Raw genomic sequence first — 11,505 nt, 5'->3', positions numbered from 1 at the left:
TCAGTAGAGTATATCTCATATATGAATAAAAGGTGGCGTATCTGTCGGTTTTCTATTTTTATAAATTATTCTGTCACTAATTTAAATTCGTACTCTTTAACACCATCTATAGCATTATATACTTTTTCATATCCTTTTTCTTGAAGTTGTTTAGCAACACTTGAACTTTTGTTACCTGTATTGCAGTATAATACTATGTCCTTAGTTTTATCTAATTCGGCTAATCTGCTTTCTACTTGGTCAAATGGTACATTTATAGCATTCTCTATATGACCTTTTTTAAAGTCTTTTTCTGGTCTTACATCTACTAAAACAGCATCTTTATTTTCTTCTAATAAAGCTAACATATCTTCTGCTGTTATATCTTTGTATTTTACTAAATCATATTCGTATTTTTTTACACCCTCTGCATTTGAAACGTCTTTAAATCCGTTTTCAACTAATATCTTAGCTGCATCTCCACTTTTCTTTCCAGAGTTGCAGTAAAGAACTATTGCTTTTTCCTCATGTCCTTTTAATTTATCTAAGTTAGATTCAAACTCATCAATAAACATATTAACTGCATTAGGTATATGCCCTGCAGAATATTCTTCTGGTGATCTAACATCTATAAACAAAGCTTCTTTATCTTTTTCCATTATTTTTAAAGCTTCATCACCTTTTATTTCTTTTACCTCTGCTACTTCTTTTGATTCTTCTTGAGTAGTTTGCTCTTGTTTTGATTCTTCCTTAGATGCTTCCTCTTTAGAACTACATCCCACCATACTTGCTAATGATAACACTAGAAGAGCTCCAATTGATAATACTTTAAATTTTTTGTTTAACTTCATTTCAATACCTCCATATTTTATAGCTTTTTAAAATTTAGTTTATACGTACATTTATATATACGTATATATAGACGTTTATATATACGTATATATAGACGTTCTTTCCTAATTTTTTTCAAAAACTATAATTCTTTTACAATATGTACTAAATTGTTATATCTATGTTAATTATAAAAATATTTTATTTTTTAGTCTAATACATTTTTTCTATACAAAAACTATATATATAGTTTTTTTCTATATTAATTTGCATAGATATTTTATAACAAATTAAATATAAAATTAAATTTTGTTATAAAATATCTATGCTCACTCTATAAACTCTACAAATTTTATAATTTCATTTATTTTCTTTTCTAATGTTTTATGATAGAATAATTAATATATTTTACTTTGCTATATATAATTTTTAATGCAAAAGATGAACATAATATAAATATAGTAAATCTTTAGTTTTAAACAAATTATCGTTATCATAACTAAATATTTATTTAGATTAGGAGGATTAATATGAGCTTTAAGGACAAATTTGCGGAATCATTTGCCAGATCAAAAACTATGAGTGAACCTGAAAAGAAGGCTAATGAAATAATGGGGAGATTACTTCTTAAGAAGACTGTAATACCTGTTATTTTAATGCTTATAATAACAATAGGTGGTGCTTCACTAAAATTAAATAACTGGCTTACTCTTGGTATAAACTTAGTTATAGCTGTTGCAACTTTCTTCTACATAAAAAACACTAGTAAAAATTACCAAAACTTTAAACCTTATGTAGGAAATCTAATTAGCTTAGAGAAAAAGAACAAGAAAGAGTACGTAGCTATAATAAAACAGGGAAAATTGCCTGTTAAACTACAAATAGCTTACGGTGGAGAAGATTTAGAAAACATAAAGAAAAATCAATTAATTCAAATTAGCTATAACCCAGAGATAAAACTGGCTATATTGGTTAATAAACAATAGTGAAAATGTATACAAAAAAATTAGGTACTAACTTATTTAGTTAGCACCTAATTTTTTATGTAAAACATAGCTTTACTTTGCATATTTTTTATAAATTTTAAGTGCATTTGCCAACTGATCTGGACAGGACGTACTTCTTCCCCTACAAGGTATATCTTCTAATGCATCTATTATATCGTCAATGTTTTTCCCTTCGACCAAACCCTTTATCGCTATCAAATTTCCAGTACATCCACCTTCAAATACAACATCCAATAAAACATCATCTTCTATGTCAATAAGTATTGATTTTGCACAAACTCCTCTAGTATAATACCTATACATAAAAACACCCCCTATTAAATGTTTTATGTCATTTTTAATACTTTAATGCATCTAAATTTCAACATCATGATTTATTAATCTTTTTTGATATATACGTATAATAATTGTGGTATTTGATATATATATATGATATGATTTTAATTATTTGCAGGTGTATTTTTTAAAATCAATATATTTTTTAGAAGAGGATGTGTGATAATGAATAGCGAGAGATTTTTCGATAATTACTTTAAACTTTTATCACTTATATTCTGGCCAATAATTTGGTATAAATGGGTTGCTATATCAAATTTATCTATAGAAATCAGTCTGTGCTTAATATACTTTATACTATCCATTATTTATGTATTATCATTTTTATATTTCTTCTTAAAAAAATCACATAATTATACAAAAATAGTTATCTACTATAGATTAAGCACTATTTTAGCCTTTATATTTACACTTTTTAGTTTTTTGCTATATCCTAAAAACCTTACGTTTCTTTTCTTGAAACTAATATTTATATCTATATACTTCTATTTTTCATGCATAAAGGTTGCTAAATACAAAATAGATGAAGGTGTAGTAGGTATTATTGGGTCTATACTAATAGCGGTCATAACTATATTTTATTAATATAAATAACTTATAATTGTTTTTATGTAAATATTAGACATGAATCTATTTTTCTGATATTATTAAAAATAAAGGTTAATATTAATAATAAAAAAGTTTTCCTTAAATATTTTATAGGTTAACTTTTTTGAAATGCATGTACATAAATTATAGTTAAAAATTATTTAAAAATGAATATAATTTCCTATGCATTATAAAAGAATTATTAAATATTATTATGAAGGAGTAAACAATAATGGAAAAAAAAGTTTTAGCTACAGTTGGAGAAAAGGAAATCACTAACCTAGACATTGAAAATGCATTAAAAACATTGGATCCATACCAAGCAATGCATTTCAATAACGAAGAAGGAAAAAAACAATTGTTACAAGACCTAGTTAACCAAGAATTATTCTTTATAGAAGCTAAAGAAGAAAATTTAGATTCTGATGAGAGATTCAAGGCAGAAATGAAAAAAATAGAAGAAAATGTGTTAAAGCAATACGCTATAAATAAAGTTTTATCTAGCGTATCATTAACTGAAGAAGATAAAAAAGCATTTTTCGAAGCTAATAAAGCTAGCTTCAATAAACCAGAAACAGCTTCTGCTAAACATATATTAGTAGATGATGAAGAAAAAGCTAACGATATACTTGCTAAAATAAATTCAGGTGAAGTATCTTTTGAAGATGCTGCAGCTCAACACTCTAGTTGCCCATCTAAAGATGCTGGTGGTGATTTAGGAAACTTCTCTAAAGGTCAAATGGTTCCTGAATTTGAAGAGGCTGTATTCTCTATGAACAAAGGAGAATTAAGAGGTCCTGTTAAAACTCAATTTGGATACCATATAATAAAACTAGATGATCTTCAAAAAGGTGGAGAATCTACATACGAGGAAGTTGAAGCTGAAATAGAAAAAACTTTAATGTACCAAAAACAAAATGAAGTTTATACAAACAAAATAAACAATCTTAAATCTAAATACCAAGAAGCTGTAAAATTTAACGATTAATATTTAAATAAAAAGAGTCAACCTATAGATTTCTATAGATCGACTCTTTTTTAGTATATATCTTTCTTAGTATATATTCTTTTTGTATTTCATATATAATTGTTGTATATCTTCCATATTATGCTTTAGTTCTATTTGAAGATTTGAGGCCGTCTCATAATCCTTATTCTCTACAGCCTCTTTTATCTGAGTAAACAAAGACTTTCTAGTTAGAGTATCTTTCATTATCTTAAATTTCATATCTGAAATAGTATTCCATGCAACCTCATCTAAGGCATCCATATTTTCCTTGTCATGTAGCTTGACAAAACTTCTTATTACCTTCATATTATTTTCGATAATTCTATTTATTAGTTTCTTTTGCCACTTATCTATAGCTCCTACTTTAAATGATTCAATTATCTCATCTGTAAAAACATTTCCTTGTTTTAATGATTTCAGTTTAAAAGAATATATTTCTAGGTTTTTCATATTTTCATAAACAGTTTCTGGTGGAACTGAAAATCTTGAGTTCCTTTCCTCTAAACTATAATACTCAAATACATCATTTTCATCCCTATACGCCCTATCTTTTTCTAAATAAAAACTTTCTTGACCTACATCCTTAGATAATTCTTTTTCTAGCTCTTTTGTAGTAAGTTTACTTTCAGCTGCAGCCTTTATGCCATCTAGCATAGTTTGGTAACAACCTGCTATGACTAAGTAAGTGTTTGACAATGGATTTGGAGATCTTAACTCAAGTCTTACCGTTTTGGGGTTTTTCATATCTCTTATAAGACCTACTAAAACCGATCTATTTCTTGAAGGCACACTATATGAATGACCTAAAGAAGTAACTATACAAACAGGAGCTTCAAACCCGGGAACCAATCTATTAAATCCGTCATTTGATGCTGTTACAATTGGGTTCAATACCTCATAATTATAAAGCATTCCCATAAGCGCACCATATCCAATTTCACTTAGATAATCTTCCTTCATATCTCTTGGTGCAAATAAATTTTTGATTGAACCGTTTGTTAGTTTGGCTGCAACACCCACATGTGTATGGCCTCCACTTCCTGCAACACCGTGTATAGGCTTTGCTTTAAATGTTACTTCTAAACCATGTGATGTAAATACATCCTCTATAACATCCCTTACTAATAACTCATTGTCAGCAGCTTGTAGTGGGGATGAGAACTTCCACGAAACCTCTAATTGTTCCATAGCATGATTAGTTTTCCCCTCTATACTTATAGAGCTGTTTATACCTCCTACTTCTTTATGAGCCATTTCTGGTTCTATTCCCAATCTCTGAAGAACTATCAAACTTTGTTCTAAACAAGTTCTTATTATACCGTGAGTTCTCTTCCAATATTGCTCTTTTAAACTCTGTGATACATAAAGTTTTTCTAAATCAGCCTTATCCTCTGGCGTGTTTACCCAAAACTCTAATTCTGTAGCCGCAGTTAAAACTATATCTTCTATTTCATCTTTTGAATCTATCCCTATATTTTTTATTAAATGAGGATACTTTTCAAATAGATCAAACATAGATTCCTTAAAATATCTATCCGCTTTTTGTAGTATACCTCTTGAGCATACCTTTTTGTTACAATGTATTAAAAATGCCGGTATCTTAAGGGTTCCAACAGGTAAATTAACTTCATCATCTATATGTTCCATATTGTAATCTACATACCATTTGCAATCCTTATCAGGCATTATATCAACTTTTGCATTATTTAATGTAGCTATATTGTAAAGCTCAACACTTGAGCCATCAGTCTGTACAGCAGACTTCAAAAATCCATCTATATCCTCTAAAAATATTTCTATAGGTATTTTCTCATCTGTTGCATTTCCTCCTAAGTCTACACCCATTAGAGAAACAAATCTTATATTCTTATGCTGGCTTAATATCTCCTTTAGGTCTTTCTCATTATGTTTATCCTTTTCAATTACATACAATAGGTGGTTCATCTTTTCACTCCCTTAATAAGCTATGCTTCAAACTTTCTAAATTAAACTATATACAGTATGCTATAATATCTTTTAATAAGACATACTATTCTAAAAAATCATAATGTTATATTACAAAATAAATAATCTTGCATATAATATGTACTTTAATTTGTTATATATTTTTTTTATTCGTATTTCTGTTTATATTATTATATATTACAGCATGAAAGTTCGCAATATTTTTTGTTTTTTTTAATCATTTTATTTTATATTACAACATAGTAATATAAATTTCCAATTTTTTAAATTATCTAGCTTTTACCTTAAATATTATTATAATATTTTTAGATATATTAATTTAACATTTTTATAAATATAGGGTATACTAAACAAAGAACTATTTTTTATAAACTTAAATACATAAAATAAAAATTTAGGAGACAGGCAATATGGAATACATAATTTTTGATTTAGAGTTTAACCAGGGTTTTGATAAGACTCTAAATAAAACTATCTCTAATGAAAAATGTCCTTTTGAAATCATTCAAATAGGCGCTATCAAATTAGACTCTCACTTTCATATAATAGATACTTTTAATAGTTATATTAAACCTACTATATATAAAGCCATTCATCCCTTTATAGGACAGATGACTGGGATTAAAATGTCAGATATAAAGGATTCAAAAACATTTCCTTATGTATATAAGGAATTCAAGAAATTTATAAATTCTAACGACTCTATCTTATGTGTATGGGGAACTGGTGATTTAAAAGAATTATATAGAAATATAAACTATCACAATTTGAAAACTAAAAACTTACCTAAGTTGTATATTAATATCCAACACCACGCATCTGTTTATTTTAATAATCCTTCTGGAAAAAGTGTTGGACTACAAAATGCTATTTCCATGTTAAATTTAGATGAAGAAAAGTCTTATCATAATGCTTTGAATGATGCATATTATACAGCTAAAGTATTTATGAAAATATATAATCCAAGTATGGTTCCAAGTATATATACCTATACACCAATCGTACCTAAATCTATTAGGCGTACTGAAAAGAAAAAAGTTGACTATAATAAACTATTTGAAGAATTTAAAAAAATCCTCGGACGGAACTTAACCAAAGAAGAAGAAATGATAATAGAATTATCTTATAAGATGGGTAAAACAAATCAATTCTTATATGATATTCCTCTAAAAAAAGATAGATTAAAATAACAAAAAATAACTTAATCTAAAAATACTCCGATCTAAATTATAAATTAATTTAAATCAGAGTATTTTTATTTAGATTATTAAATATTTATAAATAGAACCTTCATAGTTTCGTACTGAGCAAATTCTATTGATTCAACTTCATTTTTTTCTTCTCTATTATATTCACTATCAGATATAAACACATCTACATTTCCTATTTCATTATTGATTTGTTCTATTATTTCTAGAAAATCATCTACTAATATTGTCTCTTCCTTTGACTTAAGCAGAGCTATGTATTTATTATCTTTATCTTTGTATATAGATTCTATTCCACATATTACATCCCCAGATTTTATATATATCTCTTTTCCACCTAAATATCTTCCTTTTTCTAGTTTGTTCTTAAGAGTTAATAAATCCATCTTCTTCCTCCTTTTAGCATCATTTATAATATAAGTTTTAATCTATATTATTTTATTAATACTTTTGGGAGCATATGACTAATTTTTAATATTTTATCTGTAGTTCTACAGGACAATGATCTGATCCTAAGATATCTGTATGTATTTTTGCATCTAATAAATTGTCTTCTAGTTTTTTAGATGCTACAAAATAATCAATTCTCCATCCTGCATTATTCTTTCTTGCATTAAATCTATATGACCACCAAGAGTACACTCCTTCGGCATCAGGATAGAAATATCTATAAGTATCTATAAAACCACTATTTAAAAGTTCTGTAAACTTTTCTCTCTCCTCGTCACTAAAACCTGCATTTTTTCTATTTGTTTTTGGATTTTTTAAATCTATTTCCTTGTGGGCCACATTTAAATCCCCACATACTATAACCGGTTTTTTATTATCTAATTTCAATAGATAGTCTCTAAAATCGTCCTCCCACTTCATCCTATACTCTAGCCTCTTTAATTCACTTTGAGAGTTTGGAGTGTATACCGTTACAAAATAAAACTTATCGAATTCTAAAGTTATAACTCTTCCTTCTTTATCATGTTCCTCTATATCAATACCATATATTATGTTTAACGGTTTTTCTTTTGTGAATATCGCAGTACCTGAATATCCCTTTTTCTCAGCATAATTCCAATATTGGTGATATCCTTCTAAGTCTAAATCTATTTGGCCTTCCTGTAGTTTTGTTTCCTGCAAACAGAATATATCTGCATCGACCTCTTTAAAAAAATCTAAAAACCCCTTGCCTACACAGGCTCTTAATCCATTTACGTTCCATGATATAAATTTCATACCTTTCTCCTTTGCCTAGTTAATTTTCATATTTATTATATTACCCACTTTTAAATATGTTTACCATTGTAAATACATTTATTTTATTCTGAAACTTAGCTAAAACTTTAATCTTTGGGCTAATTGTTCTGGATTTGTAGATGCCACATAAACGCCCATACTTAGTTCAAACCCTCCAAAACTATACCTTCTTGGAACTATGTGAATATGAGTATTATAATATTTTTCAGTTCCTCCTTTTACAGGATGAGTGTGAATAAACAAATTAAATGGCATATACCCTCTCTCATTATATAAATTTTCAAATAACTTCACAAATATATTGGAGATTTCATTTATACTATCTATTTTTAATTGATTAAGTTTTATATTTTGTTTAAATATAATTCTAACTTCACCATTATATTTGGTAGCATATGGAACTATAACTAAAAAATTCTCACTATTATGGATAACCCTCTTTCCATAACTTATTTCTTCCTTTATAATATCCTCATATAAACTTCTGTTGTTTGTATCATAGTAATTTTTCGCAATTTCTATTTCATTGTTAACCTCTGGGGGTATTATAGGTAGCGATACTATCTGAGAATGTGGATGTTGCAAAGATGCTCCTGCCTTTCTCAGGAAATTTTTAAATATACTAATATACTCAGTATCTTTATAATTACTTAAAGACTCATACCTATTTTTATAAACAGTAAATAAATTTTCAAATTCACTTACGTTCATATTGTAAAAGGTCTTGTTGTGTTTACTAGTTTCTATAATAACCTCATGAACCCCCTTTATATTCTCTGAATCCTGGTCTATTATAGGAAATTTATTGTATATAGATTTACAAACCCATCCATTTTCATCCTCTATTTTAAATGTTTCTTCTGGTATATATTTTTCATTACCCTTACAAAATGGACAATCTTTTTCATACTCACTAACAATTTCCTCTTCATCATTTGTATTAACTTTATCTATAGGTCTTTTTGTTCTATCCTCAGCAAATATGACCATATCATTAGTAAGAGCGTCTACTCTCATTTCTTTCACTTATAACACCTCTTAACTTAGTAGATTTTTATTAATATAATTATACTATAAATTTTATATATTATTTTATAGCATATAGTAAATCCTGTTTCTTTTCAATCTATTGGCAAACATGATACATATAATGATCATAATTTTAAAAATTTTCTTTAATTAGCAATTTTATAGTGTACTTTAATATCAAATTAAGGCCTTTTTTTGTAGTTTTTGCAATCTTTTTGTTTTAATTTGTTAAAAATATATTATACGGTTATATTTTTATTTTTTGCTGATTTTTACTAGCAATTGTGTTATTATATTCATGGACAAGGGTTTATCGCCTTTAAATATTTATTAATTTTGATTAATTTAGGGGGTATTTTAAAATGAAATATTCAAACAGAGTAAGTTCTATGCAAGCTTCTCCAATAAGAAAATTAGTTCCTATTGCACAAGAAGCTAAAGACAAAGGTATAAAAGTATATCACTTAAATATCGGTCAACCTGACATAAAGACTCCAAAAGGTTTCTTTGATGCAGTTAAAAATTTCGATAGTGAAGTATTAGAGTATGCAGTATCTCAAGGTATTCCAGAGTTAATATCAGCTCTTCAAGACTACTACAAAACTTATGACATGCATTTTGGAAAAGATGAGTTATTAGTAACTAACGGTGGTAGTGAAGCTTTATTATTCACTATGATGGCTATTTGTGACCCAGGAGATAACATATTAGTTCCAGAACCATTCTACACTAACTACAATGGATTTGGTCAATCAGTAAATATAGAAGTTAATCCTATAACTACAAAAGCAGAAAACGGATTCCATTTACCTTCTAAAGAGGAAATCGTTTCTAGAATAAATGATAAAACTAGAGCTATATTACTTTCTAATCCAGGAAACCCAACTGGAGCTATATATACTACTGAAGAGCTTCATATGATCGCTGAAATAGCTAAGGAAAACGATTTATGGATAGTTTCTGACGAAGTTTATAGAGAGTTCGTTTATGATGGACTTGAGTATACAAGCTTTGGTAACATAAAAGAAGTAGAAGACAGAGTTATAATAATAGACAGTGTTTCTAAGAGATACAGTGCTTGTGGAGCTAGAATAGGTTCTATAGCTTCTAAAAACAAAGGACTTATAGCTGAAATACTTAAATTATGTCAAGGAAGACTTTGTGTTCCTACACTAGAACAAATAGGTGCAGTTGCATTATACAAAACTCCAGCTTCTTACTTCAAAGAAGTTAATGAAGAATACAGACATAGAAGAGATGTTTTATACAATGAATTAATGAAAGTTGAAGGAGTTATATGTGAAAAACCAACTGGTGCATTCTATATAGTTGCTAAATTACCAGTTGAAAATGCTGAAGATTTCGTTATATGGATGTTAAAAGAATTCAGCAAAGATAACGAAACTGTTATGGTTACACCAGCTGAAGGATTCTACGCTACTCCAGGCTTAGGACGTGACGAAGTAAGACTTGCTTATATATTAAACGAAAAAGATCTTCACAAAGCTGCCGTATTATTAAAAGAAGGTTTAGAACAATACTTAGCTTTACCTAAAGCTTAATAAATATAAAGAAAAGCTACCTTTTAAAAGGTAGCTTTTTTATTATAAAATAAAAATATCGACTTATATTTTTAAATCTAATTAAATTGTTCTTTGCTTAAAATATACTGAAGAGTATTTATTGCTTGAGTATATTTTCCTTGATCTTCTTCGTCTAAACTGAAAAGCTTTTCCTCTAATTCAACATTTAATTTTTCAATAAAATCAGATGCTATTTTTACTCCACTTTCTGTGATATTTATTAAATATTTTCTTCTATCCCCTAAGTCGCGTTCTCTAACAACATATCCTTTTTCAGTAAGATCATCCACCATACTGGTTAGACTTCCCTTTTCTATGTTTAATTTTGAACATAAATCGGTCATACTTATAGATCCATTATTCTTTATAAACATTAAAGCTCTTAATTGTGTTTTATTTACGTCGTAGTTTGCGGAATACTTTTTTAGATAGTTTAAATATAAACTTGAATAAATTTTAGGAAAAGTCTTAGACAAAAAGTTGATTGTATCATTTACTATACATTCCATTATATCACCCCAGATGTTTGATTTTACTAATTGATAACTCACACTATAGTTTACATTAAAAACAGACCAATAACAATACTTTTTCATCAATTTTATCTAATATATTTTAAATCAAAACTATATAATATGTTTTCTCAACTAAACAAAGAAAATATGGATTTAACCTAGTTATTTTGCTAAAAATTTTAAAGAGCCGATGCTGGTAAATCACCA

The 11,505-nt window shown here is 27.6% G+C and carries 11 protein-coding genes; 4 read left to right on the top strand and 7 right to left on the bottom strand.

Annotation, left to right across the window (positions count from 1 at the left end):
• Nucleotides 1-65: 65 nt before the first annotated feature.
• Nucleotides 66-830, bottom strand: a complete 765-nt coding sequence (locus BUB34_RS06300) for a rhodanese-like domain-containing protein (protein WP_073125523.1) — start codon at nucleotides 828-830, stop codon at nucleotides 66-68.
• 510 nt (nucleotides 831-1,340) lie between these two features.
• On the opposite strand from BUB34_RS06300, the gene BUB34_RS06295 reads away from it, so the two are divergent.
• Nucleotides 1,341-1,796, top strand: coding sequence for a hypothetical protein (locus BUB34_RS06295; protein WP_073125519.1), 456 nt, complete (start codon nucleotides 1,341-1,343; stop codon nucleotides 1,794-1,796).
• A 72-nt stretch (nucleotides 1,797-1,868) separates the two neighbouring features.
• Here BUB34_RS06295 and BUB34_RS06290 read toward each other — a convergent pair whose 3' ends face one another.
• Nucleotides 1,869-2,120, bottom strand: a complete 252-nt coding sequence (locus BUB34_RS06290) for a TIGR03905 family TSCPD domain-containing protein (RefSeq protein WP_073125516.1) — start codon at nucleotides 2,118-2,120, stop codon at nucleotides 1,869-1,871.
• A gap of 853 nt (nucleotides 2,121-2,973) precedes the next feature.
• On the opposite strand from BUB34_RS06290, the gene BUB34_RS06280 reads away from it, so the two are divergent.
• A complete protein-coding gene (locus BUB34_RS06280) occupies nucleotides 2,974-3,729 on the top strand; it encodes a peptidylprolyl isomerase (RefSeq protein WP_073125511.1) in 756 nt (251 codons plus the stop codon).
• A 66-nt stretch (nucleotides 3,730-3,795) separates the two neighbouring features.
• Here BUB34_RS06280 and BUB34_RS06275 read toward each other — a convergent pair whose 3' ends face one another.
• The gene (locus tag BUB34_RS06275; protein ID WP_073125508.1) at nucleotides 3,796-5,694 is read right to left on the bottom strand and encodes a glutamine synthetase; all 1,899 of its coding nucleotides are present in this window, start codon (nucleotides 5,692-5,694) and stop codon (nucleotides 3,796-3,798) included.
• A 431-nt stretch (nucleotides 5,695-6,125) separates the two neighbouring features.
• On the opposite strand from BUB34_RS06275, the gene BUB34_RS06270 reads away from it, so the two are divergent.
• Nucleotides 6,126-6,905, top strand: a complete 780-nt coding sequence (locus BUB34_RS06270; RefSeq protein WP_073125506.1) for a 3'-5' exonuclease — start codon at nucleotides 6,126-6,128, stop codon at nucleotides 6,903-6,905.
• A 77-nt stretch (nucleotides 6,906-6,982) separates the two neighbouring features.
• Here BUB34_RS06270 and BUB34_RS06265 read toward each other — a convergent pair whose 3' ends face one another.
• The 3 genes from BUB34_RS06265 to galT all read right to left on the bottom strand — a co-directional run bounded on the left by BUB34_RS06265 (nucleotide 6,983) and on the right by galT (nucleotide 9,188).
• A complete protein-coding gene (locus BUB34_RS06265; RefSeq protein WP_073125503.1) occupies nucleotides 6,983-7,309 on the bottom strand; it encodes a hypothetical protein in 327 nt (108 codons plus the stop codon).
• 85 nt (nucleotides 7,310-7,394) lie between these two features.
• The gene (locus BUB34_RS06260) at nucleotides 7,395-8,150 is read right to left on the bottom strand and encodes an exodeoxyribonuclease III (protein WP_073125500.1); all 756 of its coding nucleotides are present in this window, start codon (nucleotides 8,148-8,150) and stop codon (nucleotides 7,395-7,397) included.
• Between the two features lie 99 nt (nucleotides 8,151-8,249).
• Nucleotides 8,250-9,188, bottom strand: coding sequence for a galactose-1-phosphate uridylyltransferase (gene galT, locus BUB34_RS06255; RefSeq protein WP_242948840.1), 939 nt, complete (start codon nucleotides 9,186-9,188; stop codon nucleotides 8,250-8,252).
• Between the two features lie 374 nt (nucleotides 9,189-9,562).
• On the opposite strand from galT, the gene BUB34_RS06250 reads away from it, so the two are divergent.
• Nucleotides 9,563-10,762, top strand: a complete 1,200-nt coding sequence (locus BUB34_RS06250; RefSeq protein WP_073125495.1) for a pyridoxal phosphate-dependent aminotransferase — start codon at nucleotides 9,563-9,565, stop codon at nucleotides 10,760-10,762.
• A 77-nt stretch (nucleotides 10,763-10,839) separates the two neighbouring features.
• Here BUB34_RS06250 and BUB34_RS06245 read toward each other — a convergent pair whose 3' ends face one another.
• A complete protein-coding gene (locus BUB34_RS06245; RefSeq protein ID WP_073125492.1) occupies nucleotides 10,840-11,292 on the bottom strand; it encodes a MarR family transcriptional regulator in 453 nt (150 codons plus the stop codon).
• Nucleotides 11,293-11,505: the final 213 nt, after the last annotated feature.

The organism is Asaccharospora irregularis DSM 2635 (assembly GCF_900129815.1).
GTDB lineage: Bacteria > Bacillota > Clostridia > Peptostreptococcales > Peptostreptococcaceae > Asaccharospora > Asaccharospora irregularis.
Note: the sequence above shows the minus strand (reverse complement) of the source record. Positions and strands in the feature narration are given on the sequence as shown.